We start from the raw sequence: 23,157 nt of genomic DNA on the forward strand, positions 1-23,157 counted from the left end.
CTAGAGCCATATGTTCAGCAAGCGGGCACCTGGGCTGGGTGGCCCAGCCAACAGGTCGCCGGCTTGCCAGACGAAACCCTGGCCATCGGCGCCGTGCTCCCAGAACTGGCCGCGCATGAAGACGCTCACACTGCTCACCTGGTGACCGATAGGCGCGGTCAGCCGGTGCCAGGCGTCCTGCTCGCTGACTTCGCCACGCTTGACGGCCAAACGCGTGCTGACAGGCTGATGGCGATTTCCCCGCCAGGGCTCCAGCCAGCTGTGCCTGCCGCTCAGGAAGGCAGGGATGGCCACCAGTTCGACCGACTGGGCCAGCAACTGGTGGTGATTCTCCGGATACCAGCTGTCGCTTCCCACCAATACGCCAAGCCGCCCCGCAGGCGTCTGCAGCACCTGCAGAGGCTGGTCCACACCCGGGTGTATGAACCGCCTGTTCTCGCTGTCCGGATAGTGCTGGGGCTGGGGTTGGCCCAGGATGGTGCCGTCGCCGGCGAACACCACGCTGCTGTTGAACAACGGGCCGCGCCCGGGGTGCAATGCACCCTCGCTGACGTAGGGTTGCGGCAGCACGATCGAGCCGGCTACCAGGGTTACGCCGAATTCCTTGGCCAAGCCGCCGAACACCTGCTGGTAATCGGCGGCCATCTGATCGGCCTTCATGCGCAGGTGAGCATCGGCCCGTCGGTCATCGCCCTCGGCCGCGAGCATGGCCCAGCCATAGCGAAGCGGATTGCTCAGTTCGAACCATTGCAGGGCCTCACGCTGGTGGGTCACCTGGTACAACGCGTTCTTCTCGCCGCGTGCCCACAGCCAGGTACCGATGTGCTCAGGCAATACCACCACGGTGCGAGGCGTGATCAGGCCCAGCGTGCGCGCCTGCTCGAGGTAGGCGGCAAGCTTGCGGTGCAGACGTTGCAGGTCCTGGTAGTCCCCTGGGTACAGCAGCGGCTCGACGCCCAGCAGGTTGCCGTGTTCACCGGGTTGCCCGTGGTTGACTGCCAGCTCGATGCGCAGGTCGGACAGGTAGTGCCCCTGCGGGCGCTGTTGGGTCCAGAAGGCATAACCACACAAGGCGGCGATCACCACCAGCAGCAGGGCAGTTGTCAGGAGTTTTTTCATGAAACAGTAGAAGGCAATGGGCATGAGGGAGCCCTAGGGTAGACGCGCTGTTCGTGATGATCAATAACTTGTCAGTTCCGGTCATTGAGCCGGTTCAAACGGCTGTTTACTGTCTGCTTCATATAACGACAAGGCCGCCTTTAGGCCAGATGCCCGTTTACCGTGATCACCTTGGGAATCCGAACCATGACAGACACCCCTTACCCGCACCTGCTGGCCCCGCTGGACCTGGGCTTCACCACGTTGCGTAACCGTACCCTGATGGGCTCCATGCACACGGGTCTTGAGGAACGTCCTGGCGGGTTCGAGCGCATGGCTGCCTATTTTGCCGAACGGGCGCAGGGCGGCGTAGGGCTGATGGTCACAGGCGGCATTGCACCCAATGACGAGGGCGGTGTGTACGCAGGCGCCGCCAAACTCAGCACCGATGCCGAAGCCGAGCAGCACCGCATCGTCACCGAAGCAGTGCACGCCGCAGGTGGCAAGATTTGCCTGCAGATCCTGCATGCCGGGCGCTATGCCTACAGCCCGCATCAAGTGGCGCCAAGCGCCATTCAAGCGCCGATCAACCCGTTCAAGCCCCGGGAACTGGACGAGGCGGGAATCGAAAAACAGATTGCCGACTTCGCCCACTGCGCGCTGCTTGCGCAAAAGGCAGGTTACGACGGCGTCGAGGTCATGGGCTCGGAAGGCTATTTCATCAACCAGTTCCTCGCCGCCCACACCAACCACCGCACCGACCGTTGGGGTGGCAGCTACGAAAATCGCATGCGCCTGGCGGTGGAAATCGTCAGCCGGGTGCGCGGCGCGGTGGGCCCGAATTTCATCATCATCTTCCGCCTTTCGATGCTCGACCTGGTCGAGGGCGGCAGCTCCTGGGACGAGATCGAGACCCTGGCCAAGGCCATCGAGCGGGCGGGGGCCACGTTGATCAACACGGGTATTGGCTGGCACGAGGCGCGCATTCCCACCATCGCCACCAAGGTGCCGCGGGCAGCCTTCAGCAAGGTCACCGCCAAGTTGCGTGGAGTAGTGGGTATTCCTTTGATCACCACCAACCGTATCAATACCCCAGAAGTGGCCGAGGCGGTGCTGGCCGAAGGGGATGCGGACATGGTGTCCATGGCCCGGCCGTTTCTGGCCGATCCTGCCTTCGTCAACAAGGCTGCCGCCGGGCGTGCTGATGAAATCAATACCTGCATCGGCTGCAACCAAGCGTGCCTGGACCATACGTTCGGCGGCAAGCTGACCAGCTGCCTGGTAAACCCAAGGGCCTGCCATGAAACCGAACTCAACTACCTGCCCGTGCGCATGGCCAAGCGCATTGCCGTCGTGGGTGCCGGCCCAGCAGGCCTTGCCGCTGCAACAGTGGCCGCTGAACGTGGCCATGTGGTGACCTTGTTCGAATCGGCCAGCGAAATTGGCGGCCAGTTCAATGTTGCCAAGCGCGTGCCAGGCAAGGAGGAATTCAACGAGACCCTGCGGTATTTTCGCAACAAGCTACGCACCACGGGCGTTGACGTACGCTTGAACACGCGCGTCGACGTGCCAGCGCTGGTGGCCGGCGGCTATGACGAAATCATCCTCGCGACTGGCATTCTGCCCCGCGCGCCGGCGATCCCGGGGATTGGGCACCCCAAGGTGCTCAGCTACCTGGATGTGCTGCTCGAGCGTAAGCCTGTGGGCAAGACAGTGGCTGTGATCGGCGCCGGGGGCATCGGTTTCGATGTATCCGAATACCTGGTGCATCAGGGCGTATCCACCAGCCTGGACCGCGAAGCATTCTGGAAGGAGTGGGGTATCGATACCCACCTCCAAGCGCGCGGTGGTGTGGCCGGTATCACGCCACACCCCCACGCACCCGCCCGGCAGGTGTACTTGATGCAGCGCAAGACCTCCAAGGTAGGGGATGGCTTGGGCAAGACCACTGGCTGGATCCACCGCACCGGGTTGAAGAACAAGCAGGTGAAGATGCTCAATGGCGTCGAGTACCTGGCCATTGATGACGCGGGCCTGCATGTGCGCATTGGCGGCGGCGAGCCGCAGGTGCTGGCGGTGGACAACGTGGTGATCTGCGCAGGCCAGGACCCGCTGCGCGAATTGCAGGACGGTCTGGTGGCTGCGCGGCAGTCGGTACACTTGATCGGCGGTGCTGACGTGGCGGCAGAGCTCGATGCCAAGCGGGCGATCGATCAGGGATCGAGGTTGGCGGCGCAGCTTTGATTCACGGTCCATACCAGTGGCTGTGCTGATAGACTGGCGCCCATGCCTGTCGAACTCCCCCTGGCCCCTCTGCAACGCCTGACATTGCCCTGGCTGGCGAGGGGGCAGGTCGAGACCGCCATCCTGCGCCTTGACCTGATCGACCCTCTGATCAGCGGCAACAAGTGGTTCAAGCTGCGCCATCACCTTGAGCAGGCGCTCGATGCCAAGGCCCCTGGCCTGGTGAGCCTGGGCGGCAACCATTCCAACCACCTTCATGCTCTGGCCGCTGCCGGCAAGCGGTTGGGCCTGGCCACGGCCGGCCTGCTGCGGGGGCACCCGTGCCAAACACCCACCGTGCAGGACTTGCAGGCAATGGGCATGCAACTGCACTGGCTGGGTTACGAGGGCTACCGACAACGTAACGAGGTGGGGTTCTGGACGCCCTGGCACGCGCGCTATCCCGGCTGGCACTGCATCCCCGAAGGCGGAGGCGGGCAGGCCGGCGCCCAGGGGTGCGCGTCGATCGTGACCCACTTGCACGCGCAGCTTGCGACACTGGGCTGGCCGGACTATGACGCCTGGTGGCTGGCCGCGGGCACCGGCACCACGCTTGCAGGCCTGGTGCTGGCCGAGTCAGGGGCCCATGCCGTGCATGGGGCGTTGGCCGTACCCGACCACTATGGCGTGGCCGAGACCGTGGCGGCACTTGCCGGCACCCAGGGTTACCGCCTGCACAGTGCCAGCCGGGGCGGCTTCGGCAAGTTCGACGAACAACTGCTGGCCTTCATTGCCGACTGCGAGCAGCAGGCCGGGATCCCTTTCGAGGCGCTCTATACCGGCAAGGCATTGCTCGCGCTCAAGGCTCAGGTCGAAGCCGGATTGTTCGCGCCCGGCACTCGCTTGGTGTTCGTCCATACCGGCGGTTTGCAGGGCCGTCGGGGTTACTTGTAAGGCAGCATGCGCAGCAACGTATTGTCGCGTTTGACATAGTGATGATAAAGGCCGGCCAGCGCATGCAGGCCGATCAGCCAGTAGCCCCAGGTACCCACACGCTCATGCCAGCCCTTGATGAACTTGGCCAGGTCTACGTCAGGGCCGATCAGGTGCGGCAGCTCAAGGCCATAGAACGGTATCGGTTTGTCGGCGGCGCTGAGGATCAGCCAGCCGGCCAGCGGCATGCCGATCATCAGCAGGTACAGCAGCAGGTGAACCAGATGGGCCAGGCCGGTTTGCCAGGCAGGGGGTTTGGGTGAGATGGGAGGCGCGCGATGGAGTACGCGCATGGCCAGGCGCAGCCATACCAGCACGAACACGCTCAGGCCCAACATGAAATGCAGGTCTTTCATCAGGTTGCGCTCTGCGCTGTCGCGCGGGAAGATCCCGCGAAACTCGATACAGGCATAAACGGCGGCCAGCAGCACCAGCATCAGCCAGTGCAGGACAATGGACACGCGCGCGTAATGGGGCGCTGGGGTGCTCGAAACCATGGTTGATCCTCATCGGTCGGTGGGGTAGCGCTCTTGGTGGCGCTCAGGTCCAGTGTACGGGTTACCCGGGCTGCATCATTGCTCCAGGTCGGTGAAAAATATGTTGCCGCCTATGGGAGGATCTGCGGTCAGAGAGCCAGCGCGCCTGGCCACTGATCGGCAACCAGGAACACCCGCTCTACCTCTTGCCAGCTGCCGTCCTGCTGCCGTTGCACGTTGACCAGCAACTGCGCAGGCGCATCGGGCGCCAGCAGGTGCAGCCACGCGGCGAACTGAGCAGCGCTCCAGACCTCGCAGGCCGCACACCGTGCGGGGGCCAGCCAGGCGCTGCGCGCCAGCGGTTGCCAATGCCCGTCTGGTGCGCTGATCCAGTCCTTGCGATGCAACCACCGGCCACGCAAGTGCTGGGGGTGGACGCCCTGCGGCGCCTGGCTCGCGGCCAGCGTCGGGTAGAACAGGTAGCCCCCCATCCACATGCTGGCCTGCACCGTAGGCAGGTCGAGCCGCTCGAGGGCGGTACGGCCCTGGGTGCTGGCCGACATGGGCAACTGGTGGTGGCGGGTGTGTTCCAGCTTGGCTTGCAGGCGATCGTGGCAGCCAGGCCCCAGCCAGCCCCCAGGGTCGGTACCGAAGCGCTCAGGGCCCAGGTACAGCTTGATGGCCAGTTCCAGGTGATGCACCCCATCGCGATCACGCAGCACCACATCCAGCTCGCCCAAGGTCCGGCCGTCTTCGCGGATAGCCAGGTTGGCCGCCAACAGTTCGACGCCGGGCGCCTGTTGCAAGGCAAACTGCCACAGGCGTTCGTAATACAGCCCGAGGCGGCGGCTGCCAAGGCCCTTGAGCCAGTGCTGCAAGGGCGTGTCATCGGCGTCCAGCCCGTGCAGCCAGGCCTGTAACGCCTGCGGCCGCTCCACCCAGAGGCTACCTGCCAGCGGGTGGCGCTGGGGGCAGCCTGCGTTCTCCAGCAGCGGCGGCGAGAGCAGGGTCCAGGCAAGGTCACGCACCGCGGGGCGCTGGAACAGCCGGGGCAGGTGCACGAGCGAAGGAAATGGCATCATCCTGCGAGCATAGCCGGTTTGCCGCTGCTTCGTGGTTCGCCCATAATCGCTGCATCGTCACCCGTCGCAGAGCCTTGCAGGAGCCCCATGGAGCAATTTCGCAATATCGGTATCATCGGTCGTCTCGGCAGCTCGCAGGTGCTGGACACCATCCGCCGACTGAAAAAATTCCTCCTCGAGCGCCACTTGCATGTGATCCTCGAAGACACCATCGGTGAAGTCCTGCCCGGCCACGGGCTGCAGACTTCCACCCGCAAGCTGCTGGGCGAGGTCTGTGACCTGGTCATCGTGGTCGGCGGCGACGGCAGCCTGCTGGGCGCTGCGCGTGCCCTGGCGCGTCACAATATCCCGGTACTGGGCATCAATCGGGGCAACCTGGGCTTTCTCACCGACATCCGTCCGGATGAACTGGAAGAGAAAGTCTCCGAGGTGCTCGAGGGTCACTACCTAGTCGAGAACCGTTTCCTGCTGCAAGCCGAAGTGCGCCGTCATCAGGAGGCGATCGGCCAGGGTGATGCGCTCAACGACGTGGTCCTGCACCCCGGCAAGTCCACCCGCATGATCGAATTCGAGATCTACATCGACGGCCAGTTCGTCTGCAGCCAGAAGGCCGACGGCCTGATCGTCGCCACCCCGACCGGCTCCACCGCCTACGCATTGTCCGCCGGTGGCCCGATCATGCACCCCAAGCTCGATGCGATCGTCATCGTGCCCATGTACCCGCATACCTTGTCAGGGCGGCCGATCGTCGTCGATGGCAACAGCGAACTGAAGATCGTGGTGGCCAAGGACCTGCAGATCTACCCGCAGGTGTCGTGTGACGGTCAGAACCACTTCACCTGTGCACCCGGTGACACCATCACGGTGAGCAAGAAGCCCCAGAAGCTGCGCCTGATCCACCCGCTGGACCACAACTACTACGAAGTCTGCCGCACGAAGCTTGGCTGGGGCAGCCGCCTGGGGGGCAGGGACGACTGATGCTGGATCCGGCGCGCAGTTTCGACATCATCGGTGACGTTCACGGCTGTGCCTTGACCCTCGAGCGTTTGCTCGACGCCCTCGGTTACCAGCGCATTGCCGGCGTCTGGCGCCACCCTCGGCGCCAGGCGCTGTTTTTGGGCGATATCGTGGACCGCGGCCCGCGTATCCGCGAAGCCCTGCACATCGTTCACGACATGGTCGCCGCCGGGCAGGCGCACTGCATCATGGGCAATCACGAATACAGCGCCCTAGGGTGGGTGACGCCAGCACTGCCGGGCAGCGGCAAGGCCTTCGTGCGCGAACACACCCCTCGCCACGCCAGGCTCATCGACGAAACCCTCACCCAGTTCGCCCATCACCCTGCGGACTGGCAGGCGTTTCTCGACTGGTTCCAGACGCTACCCCTGTTCATCGATGCCGGTCGCTTTCGCCTCGTACACGCCTGCTGGGATGCACGCCTGATCGAGCCTCTGCGTCGCCAGTACCCCGACGGGCGCGTCGACCGCCACTTCGTCCAGGCGTCGGCGGTGAGCGGCAGCTTTGCCGCCAACGTCTGCAACCGCCTGCTGCGCGGCACCGACATGCGCTTGCCCGATGGCCTCACCCTGACCGGTGGCGATGGCCTGACCCGCGCCTTCTTCCGCACCAAGTTCTGGGAAGACGACCCGCAGACCTACGGCGATATCGTCTTCCAGCCCGATGCGCTGCCAGCGGAGGTGGCCAACACACCGCTGAGCCACAGCCAGAAGAGCGCGTTGCTGCGCTACGCCGAGGACGAGCCCATGCTGTTCGTTGGCCATTACTGGCGCAGCGGCCGGCCCGCCCCGATTCGCAGCAACCTGGCCTGCCTGGACTACAGCGCCGTGTTGTACGGCAAGCTGGTCGCCTACAGGCTGGACGATGAAACCCGTATCGACCCCCGCAAGTTCGTCTGGGTGGATGTCGACCGACCACAGGCTAGCCAATGAACATTATCCAAGTGATGCGCCTGCCGCTGACGGTGGACCTCAGCGGTTTCGTGCAGATGCTGCAACGCTTGCAGGTACCGCACCGGGTCAGCGAGGAGGGCGAGGACCAGGTACTCTGGGCGCCTGAAACCCTGGCCGACGAGGTGTTGCACCTCTACCAGCGCTACCCCGATGGCAACGCCGACCTGCAGGCCGAGCCTGACCCCGCGTTGCCCGACCAGCAGGTGCAAGAGGTGCCACAGCCGTCGCTGCTGGCCCAGGCAAAGGCTTGCAAGGTCACTGCCCTGACGCTGCTGCTGACCTTCATGGTCGCTGGGCTCACGGGCTTGGGCGACAACTTCACCACCATCAGCTGGTTCACGTTTCTCGATTTTCACGTGCAGGGCGATTACCTGTACTTCGCGCCCCTGGCCGAGGGCCTGGCGCACGGGCAATGGTGGCGGCTGGTCTCGCCCATGCTGCTGCATTTCGGCGCGCTGCACCTGGCCATGAACAGCCTGTGGTTCTGGGAGCTGGGCAAGCGCATCGAACTGCGCCAGGGCCCGTGGACGTTGCTGGGGCTCACCCTGCTGTTCAGCCTGGTATCGAACCTGGCCCAACACTACACCACGGGGCCTGGCCTGTTCGGTGGGCTTTCAGGCGTGCTTTATGGCCTGCTCGGGCACATCTGGCTGTATCAATGGCGGGCGCCAAACCCGCACTTCAACCTGCCCAAGGGCGTGCTGGTGATGATGCTCCTCTGGCTGGTGGTGTGCCTGACCGGCGTCGTCGGCACCCTGGGCCTGGGCCAGATCGCCAACGCCGCGCACGTCGGCGGGTTGCTCATCGGATGCCTGACCGGGCTCTTGGGTGGGGCGCTCGCCCGGCGTAAACTGTCGGCTTGAATCAGGAGACAACATGTCCACTTTCGCGCAAATGATCGAAAACATCACCCCGGAAATCTACGAGAGCCTGAAACTGGCCGTGGAAATCGGCAAATGGTCGGACGGCCGCAAGCTGACTGCCGAGCAGAAAGAGCTGTCCCTGCAAGCGGTCATCGCCTGGGAGATGAAAAACCTGCCCGAGGACCAGCGCACCGGTTACATGGGCCCGCAGGAATGTGCGTCCAAGTCCGCCCCCGTTCCCAACATCCTGTTCAAGTCGGACTCGGTACATTGATCGAACTCGCTCGTGGCTCGTTGAGCAAAATGGCCGTCAGCCTGGCGGCCCCCGTGGTGCAATACAGCTTTCGCCTAGGCGATACCCTGGTGCCAGTCAACCCGCTGATCGGCAAGCCGCTGCGCCTGCACTACCTGGGCGCCATCCACTGCAGCCACTGCGGCAAGCGCACCAAGAGCAGCTACAGCCAGGGTTACTGCTACCCCTGCATGACCAAGCTGGCCCAGTGCGACATGTGCATCATGGCCCCGGAGCGCTGCCACTACGACGCAGGCACCTGCCGCGATCCGTCCTGGGGCGAGCAGTTCTGCATGACCGACCACGTGGTCTACCTGGCCAACTCCTCCGGTATCAAGGTCGGTATCACCCGCGCCACCCAGTTGCCCACCCGCTGGCTCGACCAGGGTGCCAGCCAGGCCTTGCCTATCCTCAGGGTGGCCACCCGGCAGCAGTCCGGGCTGGTTGAAGACCTGCTGCGCAGTCAGGTGCCAGACCGCACCAATTGGCGCGCCCTGCTCAAGGGTGACGCCGCGCTGCTTGATCTGCCGGCCTTGCGCGATCAGGTGCTGGAGGCGTGTGCCGAAGGGCTTGGCCAGCTGCAGGCGCGCTTCGGCCTGCAGGCGATTCAGCCCCTGACCGACGCCGAGGTCGTGCACATGACGTACCCGGTCCAGGCTTACCCCACCAAGGTGGTCAGCTTCAACCTGGACAAGACCCCGATCGTGGAGGGCACGCTGCTGGGCATCAAGGGCCAGTACCTGATCTTCGACACCGGTGTGATCAATATTCGCAAGTACACGGCCTACCAGTTGGCCGTGCTCCAGTAAAAGGGACCTGCAGATGCGTACCGAACAACCGCAAGTGATCCATCTCAAGGACTACAAGGCGCCTGAGTACCTGATCGACGAAACGCACCTGACCTTCGAGCTGTTCGAAGACCACACCCTGGTCCACGCGCAACTGATCATGCGCCGCAACCCGGTGCATGGGGGCGGCCTGCCTGCGCTGGTGCTCGACGGCCAGCAACTCGAACTGGTGCGCGCCGCCCTCGACGATGAACCCTTGCAGGCCGGCGACTACCAGATCGACGCAGGCAGCCTGACCGTCCAGCCACGGGCAGCGCAATTCACCCTCGACACCACCGTCAAGATCCATCCAGAAACCAACACAGCGCTCGAGGGGCTGTACAAGTCCGGCAAGATGTTCTGCACCCAGTGCGAAGCCGAGGGTTTCCGCAAGATCACCTACTACCTCGATCGCCCCGATGTCATGAGCATCTTCACCACCACGGTGATCGCCGAACAGCATCGCTACCCGGTGCTGCTCTCCAACGGCAACCCGGTAGGCAGCGGCCCTGCCGAGGATGGCCGTCACTGGGCGACCTGGGAAGACCCGTTCATGAAGCCGGCGTACCTGTTCGCCCTGGTCGCAGGCGACCTGTGGTGCGTGGAAGACACCTTCACCCGCCAGTCGGGCCGTGATGTGACCCTGCGCATCTATGTCGAGCCGGAGAACATCGACAAGTGCAACCACGCCATGGTCAGCCTGAAGAAGTCCATGCGTTGGGACGAAGAGGTGTATGGCCGCGAGTACGACCTGGACATCTTCATGATCGTCGCGGTCAACGACTTCAACATGGGGGCCATGGAAAACAAAGGCCTTAACATCTTCAACTCCAGCTGCGTGCTGGCGCGCGCCGAAACGGCCACCGATGCCGCGCATCAGCGGGTCGAAGCGGTGGTGGCCCATGAGTACTTCCACAACTGGTCGGGCAACCGCGTCACCTGCCGCGACTGGTTCCAACTGTCGCTCAAGGAAGGCTTCACGGTGTTCCGCGATGCCGAGTTCAGCGCCGACATGAATTCACGCACCGTCAAGCGCATCGAGGACGTTGCCTACCTGCGCACCCATCAGTTCGCCGAGGATGCGGGCCCCATGGCCCACCCGGTGCGCCCTGACAGCTTCATCGAGATTTCCAACTTCTACACCCTGACCGTGTACGAAAAAGGCTCGGAAGTGGTACGCATGGTGCGCACGCTGCTGGGGGCCGAGGGCTTCCGCCAGGGCAGCGACCTGTACTTCGAGCGTCACGATGGGCAAGCGGTGACCACCGACGACTTCATCAAGGCGATGGAAGATGCCAACGGCGTCGACCTGACTCAGTTCAAGCGCTGGTACAGCCAGGCCGGTACGCCGCGCCTGGAGGTGAGCGATGCCTACGATGAAGCGGCGCGCACCTATAGCCTGACGTTCCGCCAGAGCTGCCCACCCACCCCAGACAAGGCCGAGAAGCTGCCCTTCGTGATTCCGGTCGAATTGGGCCTGCTCGATGCCCAGGGCAACGACCTGCCGCTGCAATTGGCGGGCGAGTCCTCGGCAGTGGGCAGCACCCGGGTGCTGTCGGTGACCGAGGCCGAGCAGACCTTCGTCTTCCAGGGTATTGAAGCGCGGCCGCTGCCGTCGCTGCTGCGCGGTTTCAGTGCCCCGGTCAAGCTGAGCTTCCCATACGACCGCGACCAGTTGATGTTCCTGATGCAGCACGACAGCGACGGCTTCAACCGTTGGGAAGCCGGTCAGCAACTGGCCGTTCAGGTGTTGCAGGAGCTGATCGGCCAGCACCAGCTTGGTCAGGCGCTGCAACTGGACCCGCGTCTGCTCAAGGCGTTGGATACGGTGCTGGGCGACACCTCGCTCGATGCTGCCATGGTGGCCGAAATGCTCTCGCTGCCAGGGGAGGGCTACCTGACCGAGATCAGCCAGGTGGCCGATGTGGACGCCATCCACGCAGCCCGCGAGTTCGCTCGCCGGCAAATTGCCGAGCACTTGTTCGAGCCGCTCTGGACGCGTTACCAGGCCAACCGCGCGGTCTCGCGTAACACCGCGTACGTTGCCTCTGCCGAGCACTTTGCTCGCCGCAGCCTGCAGAACATCGCCCTGTCGTACCTGATGCTCAGCGTCAAACCGCAGGTGCTGGAAGCGACTCTGGAGCAGTTCGAGCAGTGCGACAACATGACCGAGCGCCTCACGGCCCTGGCGGTGCTGGTCAACTCGCCCTTCGAGGCCGAGCGCGCCAAGGCCCTGGAAAGCTTTGCTGAACACTTCAAGGACAACCCCCTGGTCATGGACCAGTGGTTCAGCGTGCAGGCGGCCAGTACCTTGCCAGGTGGCTTGGCACGGGTGAAGGCGTTGATGCAACACCCGGCCTTCACCCTGAAGAACCCGAACAAGGTGCGCGCGGTGGTCGGCGCCTTTGCCGGCCAGAACCTAGTCAACTTCCATGCTGCCGATGGCTCCGGCTACCGCTTCCTGGCGGATCTGGTGATCGAGCTCAATGCGCTCAACCCGCAGATCGCCTCCCGGCAATTGGCGCCGCTGACCCGCTGGCGCAAGTATGACGCCGCCCGGCAGGCCCTGATGAAGGGTGAGCTGGAGCGGATTCTGGCCGCTGGTGAACTCTCCAGTGACGTTTACGAAGTCGTGAGTAAAAGCCTGGCATGACGCCCGGGGGGCGCCTGATGGCCCCCCGATTTCGACTGCCAACGTTGTTACGCTGCACACGCAGCGCCTGCCGGGGAATCCTGTTCGCCTGCAGGCGCTGCATCTTCTGCGCATGAACCACGCGCCTTGCGCTGATAACAAAACATAACACCCCGCCCGTTGTGCTCCTCCAAATCCTCCCGTTACGATCACCGCACGCCCTTGCAGGCCTCTATTGCAGGCATTTGTGCGTTTCTGCAAGGTATTGACCCACCCAACAAAAATACAATCGGGGGCAGTCATGAGGAATTGGAGCAGGCGCGCTGGATGGCCGATGGCGGCCGCAGCAGTGCTCACCCTTGCACTGAGTGGATGGCAAGGCGCGCAGGCTGCGTCAGCCGATGAATACTCCACCGAATCGGCCAAAGCCAGTCAAAGGCTGTTGATCGACGCTGCCCATGCGGGCACGCGCGTGGTCGTGGTCGGCGACCGTGGCCATATCCTGTTCTCCGATGACCAGGGCAGCACCTGGACTCAGGCCCGCGTGCCAACCCGCCAGTTGCTGACGGCTGTCTTTTTCCTTGATGACAAGCGCGGTTGGGCCGTGGGCCACGATGCGCAGATCCTCGCCACCGGCGACGGCGGGGCGACCTGGAGCAAGCAGTTCGAAGACGTGTCGCGCGAAGCGCCCTTGCTCGACATTGTGTTCCTCGATGCCCAGCACGGCCTGGCCGTCGGCGCCTACGGCGCCTTGCTCGAAACCACGGACGGGGGCCAGCATTGGCAGGACGTGGCCGAGCGCCTCGACAACCCCGACCAGTTGCACCTCAATGCCATCACCCAGGTGCGTGACGCTGGTTTGTTCATCGTCGGGGAGCAGGGCAGCATGTACCGCTCCGAGGACAACGGGCAGCACTGGCAGAAAGTGGAAGGGCCTTACCAGGGGTCGCTGTTCGGCGTGATCGGCACTGCCCAGGCGCGTACCCTGCTGGCGTTCGGCTTGCGCGGCAACCTGCTGCGCTCCACCGACTTCGGCGACACCTGGCAATCGATCCCCTTGCAGGCTGCGCGAGGCGAGCTCGAATTCGGCCTGGCCGGTGCCACCTTGCTCGATGACGGCACCGTCGTGGTGGTCGGCAACGGCGGCAGCGTGTTGCGCAGCACCGATGCCGGCCAGACCTTCAGCGTCCACAACCGCCCGGACCGCATCGCCCTGTCCGGCGTCAGCGGCCTGCCCAACGGCGAGCTACTGCTGGTAGGGCAGGGCGGCGCCCACATCGCCAATGCCAAGGGGCTCGATGCCGCCGGCAGTGAGGCACAGCCATGAGCAGCCAGGAGCACATTCCCATGCAGCCGCATCATCAGGACAAAGCCACACTGCTCGAACGCCTGATCTTCAACAATCGGCCGGCGGTCATCATCCTCTGTGTGTTGGTCAGCCTCTTCCTGTTCTGGCAGGCCACGCAAATTCGCCCCTCCACCAGCTTCGAGAAAATGATCCCGTTGCAGCATCCGTTCATCGAACAGATGATGGAGCACCGCAACGACTTGGCCAACCTGGGCAACACCGTGCGCATCTCGGTCGAGGCGGTCAATGGCGACATCTTCGACAAAAACTACATGGAGACCCTGCGCCAGATCCACGACGAGGTGTTCTACATCCCAGGCGTCGATCGGGCCGGGCTCAAGTCGCTGTGGAGCCCGAGCGTGCGCTGGAGCGAAGTCACCGAGGAGGGGTTCTCCGGTGGCGAGGTGATTCCCAACACCTACGACGGCTCGCAGGCCAGCCTCGATACCCTGCGCGACAACGTGCTGCGGTCCGGGCAGATAGGGCGGCTGGTGGGCAACAACTTCAAATCCAGCATCATCGACGTGCCACTGCTGGAAAGTTACCCCGACCCACAGGACCCAGGGCGGGTGGTCAAGCTCGACTACCAGCAGTTCTCCCACTTGCTCGAAGAAAAGATTCGCGACAAGTTTCAGGCTCAGAACCCCAATGTGAAGGTGCATATCGTCGGGTTCGCGAAGAAGGTCGGTGACCTCATCGACGGGCTGGTCATGGTGGTGATGTTCTTCGGCATCGCCCTGCTGATCACCTGGGTGCTGCTGTACTGGTTCACCTGGTGCATCCGCAGCACCATCGCGGTGCTCATTACCACATTGGTGGCGGTGGTGTGGCAACTGGGGCTGATGCATGCGGTCGGCTTCGGCCTGGATCCGTATTCGATGCTGGTGCCGTTCCTGATCTTTGCCATCGGCATTTCCCACGGTGTGCAGAAAATCAACGGCATTGCCCTGCAATCGAGCGATGCAGACAACGCCCTGACGGCGGCCAGGCGCACGTTCCGGCAACTGTTCCTGCCAGGCATGATCGCCATTCTCGCCGATGCCGTGGGCTTCATCACCCTGTTGATCATCGACATCGGCGTGATCCGCGAACTGGCCATCGGTGCATCCATCGGCGTCGCGGTGATCGTCTTCACCAACCTGATTCTGCTGCCGGTGGCCATTTCCTATGTGGGTATCAGCAAGAAGGCCATCGAGCGCAGCAAGCGCGACGCCACCCGCGAGCACCCGTTCTGGCGGATGCTGTCGCGCTTTGCCAGCCCCAGGGTGGCGCCGGTTTCCATCGCCCTGGCCCTGGTCGCCTTCGCCGGGGGGCTGTGGTACAGCCAGAACCTGAAGATCGGCGACCTCGACCAGGGCGCACCGGAGCTGCGGCCCGACTCGCGCTACAACCAGGACAACAACTTCATCATCAGCAACTATTCCACCAGTTCCGATGTGCTGGTGATCATGGTCAAGACGGCCGCCGAGCAGTGTTCGGTGCATTCGACCCTGGCGCCGATCGACGAGCTGATGTGGACCATGGAAAACACGCCGGGTGTGCAGTCGGCCATTTCCCTGGTCAGCGTGTCCAAACAGGTGATCAAGGGCATGAACGAGGGTAGCCTCAAGTGGGAAACCCTCTCGCGCAACCCCGATGTCCTGAACAACTCCATCGCACGGGCCGATGGCCTGTACAACGGCGATTGCTCGCTGGCCCCGGTGCTGGTGTTTCTCAATGACCACAAGGCCGAGACCCTCGAGCGGGTGACGGCCGCTGCCAAGGCGTTTGCCGACAGCCACGACAGAGAAGGCTTGCAGTTCCTGCTGGCTGCCGGCAACGCCGGTATCGAAGCGGCCACCAACGAGGTGATCAAGTCGGCCGAATTGACCATCCTGATCCTGGTGTACCTGTGCGTGGCGGTCATGTGCCTGATCACCTTCCGTTCCTTCGCCGCGACCCTGTGCATCGTGCTGCCCTTGGTGTTGACCTCCGTGCTGGGCAACGCGCTGATGGCGTACATGGGCATCGGCGTCAAGGTGGCGACGCTGCCGGTGGTTGCGCTGGGGGTAGGCATTGGCGTGGACTACGGCATCTACATCTACAGCCGTCTGGAGAGCTTCCTGCGCGCCGGGTTGCCGCTGCAAGAAGCCTATTACCAGACGCTGCGCTCCACCGGCAAGGCGGTGCTGTTCACCGGCCTGTGCCTGGCCATCGGGGTATGTACCTGGATCTTCTCGGCGATCAAGTTCCAGGCGGACATGGGCCTGATGCTGACCTTCATGCTGTTGTGGAACATGTTCGGTGCGCTGTGGCTACTGCCGGCGCTGGCGCGGTTCCTGATCAAGCCCGAGAAGATGGCAGGCAAGGCGGGGGGCTCGATTTTCGCCCATTGAAACGACCGGGCGTTGCGCGGCCATGGGGGTATAATGCAGGGCTTTTCCACATGCAATGTCCCGTACAGGTACCCCCATGTCACCACTTGCCAGCGCCTTGCAACACTGCGACATGCTTCTGATAGACGGCCTTCACGCGTTCGATTTCACCTGCGACGAGCAGGGCCTTGCCATCGAATGCATGGACGGCCGCCAACTGCGGCGTTGGGTATTCACCGCCGCGCAGGTCGATGCGGCCAGTAAAGAAGTGAACGACTGGCGCATCTGCACTGCCGAAGGTGAGCACCGACTGATCTGTCTGGATGCATTTCGCGCACCGGAAGAAGAAGACCATGAACCGGACCTGGAAGACTCTGCTGACCGCTAGCTGCATGACCCTGACCTACACTGCCCAGGCTGCCACTCTGCTGGTTGGCACCTACACAGACGGTGCCAGCCAAGGCATCTACCGCTACGCCTTCGACAGCGAAGCCGGCACAATCCGCCCCGAACCGCTGCAGGTGGTAGAGAGCGTCAGCCCCTCGTGGCTGGTGCTTTCCGAAGACAAGCGCCTGCTGTTTGCCGTCAATGAAACCGCAGACGGTCACGTCAGCGCATTCAACATTGCCAGCGATGGGAGTGTACGCCTGCTCGATCAAAAGCCCAGCCAGGGCGACGAGCCGACCCACGCCAGCCTCAGCCAGGACCAGCGTTATCTGTTCGTGGCCAACTACGCGGTCGACCCCGACCCAGGCGGCGGCCTTTCGGTGTTGCCAGTCGACAGGCAAGGCGCCTTGCAGTCGGTGGTCCAGCAGGTGCGTCATCAAGCCAGTGGGGTCAACCCCGAGCGGCAGGCCAGTGCCCATGTCCATTCGGTGGTGCCGTCTCCAGACGGCCAGCATGTCTATGCCAGCGACCTGGGTGCAGACAAGGTGTTCGTCTACCGCTACGACGGGGCGAGCACGAAAAAGCCACTGACCCCGTCCCAGCCTGCCTCGGTGTCGTTGCCTGCGGGCAGTGGGCCACGGCATTTGCTGTTCGACGCCAGCGGCAAACATGCCTACCTGACCTTGGAAATGCATGCCGAAGTGGTGGTGTTCGATGTCCAGGAGGGCAACCTGATCGAACGCCAGCGTCTGCCATTGACCGAACGCCAGGAGGCGGCTGCCAAGGCAGGCGCGGGCCTGCACCTGTCGGCGGACGGCCGCTTTCTGTACGTCAGCAACCGCGGCACGGCCAATGAGATCGTCGTGTTCAGCGTGGGCAAGCAGGATGGACGGTTGGCGTTGGTGCAACGTCGCTCGGTCGAAGGTGACCACCCCCGTGAATTCGCGCTGGACCCCACTGACAAGTTCCTGCTGGTTGCCAATCAGAAGAGCAACCAGATCAAGGTCATGCGCCGCGATCTGCTCACGGGCAAGCTGGGGGAAACGGTACAGACCTTCGATCAGCCGGCACCGTCGGACCTGAAGTTCATACGATGACGTTCAAGCGGTACGGCGCTTGAATCACTTGGCCATAATGGCCTTGAACACGTCCGAGGCCAACCAGCCTTGCAGCCAACCACGGACCCTCGGATAGGGGGCTGTGGCAAACCAGTCGGGCTGGACCGCGGCAAACTGCCGGATCAGCGGCAACAGGGCGGCATCAGCGATGCTCGGGTGATCGGCCAACAGGTAGGGGCGGTTTTGCAGCAGGTGCTCCAGATGCTCCAGCCAGGGGTGCGTAGCGTCGCGGTAGACGTGCTGTGACTGCTGGGGATACCGCTCGGCATACTTGTACAGGTTCACCTGGGCCTTGAAGGTGGTGTCGTTCACGGCGATCAGTGCATCGGCTTGCTGCGCCGCTTCGGGCGAGCTCGACAGGTGCCAGTCTTGCGGGTCGTTCTGCGCCAGTGCCCAGCGCATGATATCCAGGCTTTCATCGATTACCTGATCTCCGGTGTCCAGCACCGGGACGGTGCCCTTGGGTGACAGTGCCAGCAGGGCGGCGGGTTTGTGCTTCATGGCCACCTCCTGCACGGTCACCTCGCAGCCGGCATAGCGCAACGCAAGCCGGGCACGCATGGCCCAAGGGCAGCGGCGAAACGAATAGAGGATCAACCGCACACCTCAACGTCACTCAAGCCGTTGCCCAGGCGCCGGACTTGAATCTGCACCGGTATGCGTTCATGCATTTCCTGCACGTGGGAAATCACAGCCACTTTGCGACCTTGGGCCTGCAAGCCGTCCAACGCATCCATGGCCAGTTGCAAGGACTCGGGATCGAGGCTGCCGAAGCCTTCGTCGATGAACAGCGACTCGATGCGCAAGGTGCTCGATGCCATCGAGGCAAGCCCCAGGGCCAGGGCCAGGGAAACCAGGAAGGTCTCACCGCCTGACAGCGAGTGCACCGAGCGCAGTTCATCGCCCATTTCGGTGTCCAGTACCAGTAACCCCAGCGCACTGCCGCCGCGCTTGAGCCGATAGCGCCGCGCCAGTTGACGCAGCTGAGCGTTGGCATGGTGCAGCAGCAGATCGAGGTTGTAGCCCTGGGCGATCTTGCGGAACACGTCCCCCGAAGCCGAGCCGATTAGACCACTGAGCCGCGCCCAGCGCTGCCACTGCTGTCGGGCTTGCTCCATCTGCTCGGCCAGGGCCTGCGAGGCGTGCTGTCGCCGCTGGTCATCCGCCTGTTGGGCCCGCAGCTCGGCGCACGTCTGCTCGTGAACGACCAGACGCTCACGCAGTTCGAGCAGCGCCTGGTCCACAGCCTGGACCGAAGTGTCCAGCGTGATCAGCGCCGCGTGCTGGTGCAGGCGCTGCTCGCGTTCCTGAAGCAGCACACGGCTCTGCTCGAGGGTTTTTTCAGCGCCCTGCAGGCGCTGGCGCAGTTCACCGACCTGAGTGTCGTCCATGGCCAGCAGGCGATCGAGCCCTGTATCGTCCAGCTCCGGGTGCGCGTCGCGCCACTGGGCGATCTGATCATGCAGCTGCCTGGCTTCTTGCTCCAGCGCCTGCAACTGCTCGGTGCTGGCCTTGAGCTCACCGGCCACTTGCACAGCCTGGGTATGCAAGCCTTGCAGGCGCTGGGCGAGGTCCGCCTCGACCGCGCGCGCGTGCTCCAGCGCGGTGTCCATGTGCTGTTGCCAGGCCTCGGCACTGATGTGCTCGCCCAGTAATTGCGCGAGCATGGCCATTGCGTGCTGGCGCTGCTCCTCCAAGCCTCTGAGCTGCTCACCAAGCTGCGCGAGGCGTTGCACACGCACCTGGTGTTGATCGTGCAGTTTGTCCAGCTGGACCTGGCGGGCTTGCTGTTCTTCCAGCTCATCGTTGCGTTGGTCGAGCTGGTGCAGGCGCTGGGCGATCTGTTGGTCGAGGGCAAGAAACGCATTGGCCGGATCGTCTTGCAGGGCCTTGAGCGCTTCGTCGGGCAGTACCCCGGCCAAGTCCGCGAGCCCTTGCTGAAGGAGGCGCTCGTCGTTTTCCAGTGCCAGGTGCTGTTGCTCCAGATGGCGCTGCGCTTGTTGGTGCGCGTCCTGGGCGGCTTGCAGCTGCTGGTTGAGGCGAGCGGCCTCTTTTTGCAGGGTGAGCAAGGCCCGCTGGCGCGTCTCGTCGTTGCCGATTTCGGTATCCAGGCGCCGTAGTTGGCCGTCGAGCCAGCTGCTGCGGGCATGATCGTCCTGGGGTGCCAATGCAGGCCAGAGGGGGTGCTCATGAAGCTGCGCGACCAAAGGCTGCAAGTGTTCGTCCAATACCGGCAGCTGTTGCTGATAGTCCTTGAGCTGGGCATTGACCACCCCTAGCTGGGTGCGCAGTTCCACCAGGCGCGTATTGAGCGCTGTGACCTGACGCTGGGCAGCCGCTTCTTCGGCCTGGTCATGTTCGCCCAGGCTTTGCAGCAACACCTCGGGTTGGTGGAACGGGTGTTCGGCGCTGCCGCACACCGGGCAGGGCTCGCCGCCCCGCAGTTGCTCACGCAGGGCTTGGACCGTGGTGTTGCGGGCCAGCCGCTGGCGCTCCAGCAGTTGGCGCGTCAGGTTCAGTGCCTGCTCGGCGCTTTCCAGCTCAGCCTTGGCGGCCGTGCCTTCGCCGATCAGGCGCTGGCGCTCGACCATGGCTTGCTGCTGACGTTCACGCAGGGTGGCCTGTTGCTGATGCAACTCAAGCACGCGGGCGTGTACAAGCGTCAATTGCTCCACGGCGCGATGCTGCTTGCGGTTGTCCTGCAGCATGCTGCCGAGCAGGTCGATTTGTTCTGCCAGGGCGTCGGGCTGCGCCTTGGCTTCCCGGAACAGGGCGTCATGGGCGTCGCGTTCGGCCTGAAGGTGCGCAGTGGCCTGGCTGGCTTGAGCCTGCAGGCCGGGCAGTTCCTCGCGGCCTTTGCCCAGGCGGCCGCCGATCAGCATCACCTGCTTGAGCTGCGGCAGATAGGCATGCCACGCGCTGGCCAGCCCGGCCAGGTGCTGGCTGTGGGCCAACGCCGTGTCGATCTGGGCCAGTTGCTGTTGACTGCGTTCTTGGCTGGCGTGCAGTTGCTGCAACTGCTGTTGGGCCTCAGCCACCTGATGTTCGGCCTGCTGGCTGTCGCTGCGCTGGACGGCCAGTTGCTGATCGAGCCGGGCCAAGTTGTCCTGGGCAGTGAAGGCTTGACGCAGCAAGGGACCGGCGTCGCTATGGGCGGCCTGGGCGGCGGTCAACGCAAGACGGGCTGTTTCCAGCGCCTGCTGCTGCTCGGCCGTACGCTGCTGCAGCTCGGCGAGCTGCCGGGTGTGTTCGTCAAGTTTGGCGGTGATCGGCGCGCGCTGCGCTGCCAGTGCCTGCTGGCGGTGAAACTGATGGCGCTGCGGGGCAAGACGCTCAAGGCGCGCCAGGTCCAGGCGCGGCTCGGCCAAGGCTTGCCAGTCCTGCTCGGCAGCCTCCAGGGCAGTGCGGGCCTGCGCGTGCTGGGCTTGAAGCTGCTCCTGCTCGATCAACCCGCTGCGTTGCTGCTCCAGCTGTCGCTCGCCAGCCTGGTCGGCTTTGAGCTGGTGCTGCGCCTGTTCCAGGCGTTGGTCCAGTTCGGCGCGGGCGTCTACTGGCATGGGCAACAGGTGGCTAGCTCGCTCTTTCAAGGCGGCATGCGCCTCGCCGGCCTCGCGGGCTCGGGCAAACGCCCGTTGGCCCAGCCGCGAATAGATCGAGGTGTTGGTCAGTTTCTCCAGCAGTTCGCTGCGCTCGCGGTCGTCGGCCTTGAGAAACGCGCTGAACTCGCTTTGCGCCAGCATCACGGCGCGGGTGAACTGTTCGAAGTTAAGGCCCAGGCGCGTCTCGATCAGCTGCTTGTATTCGTTCTTGCCGCTGCCCAGCACCTGCTCGCTGTCCAGGTCGTAGAAGCTCTGGCGGCTGAGCTGGAGTTTGCCATTGGCCTTCTCGCGGGCGCGGTTCGCTTCCCAGCGCGCCCGGTAGCGGCGCCCGTCCACGCCGACGAAATCCACCTCGGCAAAGCCACTGCCGGTACCGCGGCGCAGCAGGTTGCGCGGGTCCGAGGTGGGTATCTCGCCATCGCCGTCCGGCACCTTGGCCTCACGGCCGATGTCATTCAGGCGTGGCACCGTACCGAACAGCGCCAGGCACAGCGCGTCGAGCAGGGTGCTTTTACCCGCCCCCGTGGGGCCGGTGATGGCAAACAGACCCGCGCCTGCCAGGGGCTCCTGGGTGAAGTCGATATCGATCGGGCCCGCCAGCGATGCCAGGTTCTTCAGGCGAATGGCAAGAATCTTCATGGTTGCTCTTCTTCGTGCTGTACGTCCTGCAGCAGCAGGGCGAAATCGGCCAGCGTCTGCTCATCGGCAGGGTCGCCATAGGCTTGCGCCCAGGCACGGCTGAACAGGTCTTGCGGGGTCATCTGGGCCAGCTCGACGAACGCCGGGCCTTCGTCATCGGCCGTTCGGCCGGCGTACTCGGCACCTATGCGAATCAACCGTACCGCCTTTTCGTGCAGGGCGGTTTCGATCTGCTGGCGCAGGTCGGGCTGCGGCTCGTTCAGCACGACGCGCACCTCCAGCCAAGGCTGGCGGTTGGGATCATCGAGCAGGTCCACCACCGGCAAGTCGGCCAGTTGCGTCAGGACCTCGTCCAGTGGGGCCGGCCCTATGCGTTGCAACGGCACCGCACGCGGAACTGGGCGAGCCTCGACACTGGCCAGCGCCGCGCCGTCGAAGGTGACTTCCAGCACCTGGTGGGGGTAGTTCACCTCGGCAAACGACAACGGGATGGGCGACCCGCTGTAGCGGATCCGTTCTTCGCGATTGACCTTCTGGGGCTTGTGCAGGTGGCCCAGGGCGACGTAGCTGATGGCTTTGTCGAAGAGCTTGGCCGGCAATGCCTCGGCGTTGCCGATGATCAGGCTGCGCTCGGAGTCTTCGGAGACCGCACCGCCGGCCATGTGGGCGTGGCTGATGGCGATCAGCGCCTGGTCCTTGCGCTGCCTGGCCTGGGCGGCGGCGATCAGTTGCTGGTGGACCCGGGTGATGCCTTGCAGGTAGTCGTCGCCCAGTTGCAGGCCGGTCACCTCCGCCGGCCGCAGGAACGGCAAGGCCAGGCACCAGGCGGTCACCTTGCCGCGCGCGTTGGTCAGCGGAATCAGCAGCCGCTCGACATCCAGTTGTCCATCGTCCAGCCAGTGCACACGGCCCAGTGCATGGGTGCGCAGGCGGCGCATCAAGGGTGCAGGCAGCTCGATGCGCGAGCCGGAGTCGTGGTTGCCGGCGATCATCACGATGTCGAGTTTCGGCTGCTGTTCGTGGGCCCTGACGATGAAATCGTACAAGCGCTCCTGGGCATTGACCGGCGGGTTGACGGTGTCGAAGACGTCGCCTGCGATCAACAGCGCATCAGGCTGGCGCAGGTGCAGCTGGCCGAGCAGCCACTCGAGGAAGCAGGCGTGTTCGAAGTCGCGTTCCTGGCCATGGAGACTTTGGCCTAGGTGCCAATCGGAAGTGTGAAACAGACGCATGGATGACCTGTGGGTATGAAGTCG

The 23,157-nt window shown here is 64.0% G+C and carries 18 protein-coding genes; 12 read left to right on the forward strand and 6 right to left on the reverse strand.

What is annotated here, in order from left to right; translation table 11 throughout:
* A complete protein-coding gene (locus tag CRP40_RS19245; protein WP_027916504.1) occupies positions 1-1,119 on the reverse strand; it encodes a nitrilase-related carbon-nitrogen hydrolase in 1,119 nt (372 codons plus the stop codon).
* Positions 1,120-1,305: 186 nt separating this feature from the next.
* Here CRP40_RS19245 and CRP40_RS19250 point away from each other — a divergent pair, with 186 nt between their 5' ends.
* Entirely contained in the window at positions 1,306-3,342 is a 2,037-nt protein-coding gene (locus CRP40_RS19250; RefSeq protein ID WP_027916505.1) for an NADPH-dependent 2,4-dienoyl-CoA reductase, read from the forward strand.
* 42 nt (positions 3,343-3,384) lie between these two features.
* On the forward strand, positions 3,385-4,275 hold the full coding sequence (locus tag CRP40_RS19255; RefSeq protein ID WP_027916506.1) for a pyridoxal-phosphate dependent enzyme: 891 nt from the start codon (positions 3,385-3,387) through the stop codon (positions 4,273-4,275).
* Here CRP40_RS19255 and CRP40_RS19260 read toward each other — a convergent pair.
* Together CRP40_RS19260 and CRP40_RS19265 are read right to left on the reverse strand one after the other, a co-directional pair.
* Complete coding sequence (locus CRP40_RS19260) at positions 4,266-4,811, reverse strand: cytochrome b (protein WP_027916507.1); 546 nt, start codon at positions 4,809-4,811, stop codon at positions 4,266-4,268. The genes CRP40_RS19255 and CRP40_RS19260 overlap by 10 nt on opposite strands.
* Positions 4,812-4,939: 128 nt before the next feature.
* Positions 4,940-5,872 carry a DUF1853 family protein gene (locus CRP40_RS19265; protein ID WP_027916508.1) on the reverse strand — a complete coding sequence of 311 codons (933 nt, stop codon included), beginning with the start codon at positions 5,870-5,872 and terminating at the stop codon, positions 4,940-4,942.
* 87 nt (positions 5,873-5,959) lie between these two features.
* On the opposite strand from CRP40_RS19265, the gene CRP40_RS19270 reads away from it, so the two are divergent.
* From CRP40_RS19270 to CRP40_RS19315, 10 genes are all read left to right on the forward strand, one after another.
* Positions 5,960-6,850 (forward strand): NAD(+) kinase, encoded by an 891-nt coding sequence (locus tag CRP40_RS19270; RefSeq protein WP_027916509.1) that lies wholly within the window; start codon positions 5,960-5,962, stop codon positions 6,848-6,850.
* Positions 6,850-7,821 (forward strand): metallophosphoesterase, encoded by a 972-nt coding sequence (locus tag CRP40_RS19275; protein ID WP_027916510.1) that lies wholly within the window; start codon positions 6,850-6,852, stop codon positions 7,819-7,821. The genes CRP40_RS19270 and CRP40_RS19275 overlap by 1 nt, the downstream gene beginning before the upstream one ends.
* Positions 7,818-8,705, forward strand: coding sequence for a rhomboid family intramembrane serine protease (locus CRP40_RS19280; RefSeq protein WP_027916511.1), 888 nt, complete (start codon positions 7,818-7,820; stop codon positions 8,703-8,705). Before CRP40_RS19275 ends, CRP40_RS19280 begins: the two co-directional genes overlap by 4 nt.
* A 13-nt stretch (positions 8,706-8,718) precedes the next feature.
* The gene (locus CRP40_RS19285) at positions 8,719-8,979 is read left to right on the forward strand and encodes a DUF1315 family protein (RefSeq protein WP_023533690.1); all 261 of its coding nucleotides are present in this window, start codon (positions 8,719-8,721) and stop codon (positions 8,977-8,979) included.
* Entirely contained in the window at positions 8,976-9,806 is an 831-nt protein-coding gene (locus CRP40_RS19290) for a DUF2797 domain-containing protein (RefSeq protein ID WP_027916512.1), read from the forward strand. The genes CRP40_RS19285 and CRP40_RS19290 overlap by 4 nt, the downstream gene beginning before the upstream one ends.
* A gap of 13 nt (positions 9,807-9,819) precedes the next feature.
* On the forward strand, positions 9,820-12,477 hold the full coding sequence (pepN, locus tag CRP40_RS19295; RefSeq protein ID WP_027916513.1) for an aminopeptidase N: 2,658 nt from the start codon (positions 9,820-9,822) through the stop codon (positions 12,475-12,477).
* A gap of 280 nt (positions 12,478-12,757) precedes the next feature.
* Complete coding sequence (locus CRP40_RS19300; RefSeq protein ID WP_027916514.1) at positions 12,758-13,783, forward strand: YCF48-related protein; 1,026 nt, start codon at positions 12,758-12,760, stop codon at positions 13,781-13,783.
* A gap of 20 nt (positions 13,784-13,803) precedes the next feature.
* On the forward strand, positions 13,804-16,179 hold the full coding sequence (locus tag CRP40_RS19305; RefSeq protein WP_027916515.1) for an RND family transporter: 2,376 nt from the start codon (positions 13,804-13,806) through the stop codon (positions 16,177-16,179).
* A gap of 76 nt (positions 16,180-16,255) precedes the next feature.
* On the forward strand, positions 16,256-16,546 hold the full coding sequence (locus CRP40_RS19310) for a DUF5629 family protein (protein ID WP_027916516.1): 291 nt from the start codon (positions 16,256-16,258) through the stop codon (positions 16,544-16,546).
* Positions 16,512-17,642, forward strand: a complete 1,131-nt coding sequence (locus CRP40_RS19315) for a lactonase family protein (RefSeq protein ID WP_027916517.1) — start codon at positions 16,512-16,514, stop codon at positions 17,640-17,642. Before CRP40_RS19310 ends, CRP40_RS19315 begins: the two co-directional genes overlap by 35 nt.
* A 24-nt stretch (positions 17,643-17,666) precedes the next feature.
* Here the strand turns inward: CRP40_RS19315 and CRP40_RS19320 are convergent, their stop codons facing one another.
* From CRP40_RS19320 to CRP40_RS19330, 3 genes are read right to left on the reverse strand one after another with little or no spacing between them, the layout of a single operon-like run.
* Entirely contained in the window at positions 17,667-18,260 is a 594-nt protein-coding gene (locus tag CRP40_RS19320; protein WP_027916518.1) for a glutathione S-transferase, read from the reverse strand.
* Positions 18,257-21,901, reverse strand: coding sequence for an AAA family ATPase (locus CRP40_RS19325; protein WP_027916519.1), 3,645 nt, complete (start codon positions 21,899-21,901; stop codon positions 18,257-18,259). Before CRP40_RS19325 ends, CRP40_RS19320 begins: the two co-directional genes overlap by 4 nt.
* The gene (locus CRP40_RS19330) at positions 21,898-23,133 is read right to left on the reverse strand and encodes an exonuclease SbcCD subunit D C-terminal domain-containing protein (RefSeq protein ID WP_027916520.1); all 1,236 of its coding nucleotides are present in this window, start codon (positions 23,131-23,133) and stop codon (positions 21,898-21,900) included. Before CRP40_RS19330 ends, CRP40_RS19325 begins: the two co-directional genes overlap by 4 nt.
* Positions 23,134-23,157 lie beyond the last annotated feature (24 nt).

This window comes from Pseudomonas sp. URMO17WK12:I9 (genome assembly GCF_900230165.1).
Taxonomy (GTDB): Bacteria; Pseudomonadota; Gammaproteobacteria; order Pseudomonadales; family Pseudomonadaceae; genus Aquipseudomonas; species Aquipseudomonas fulva.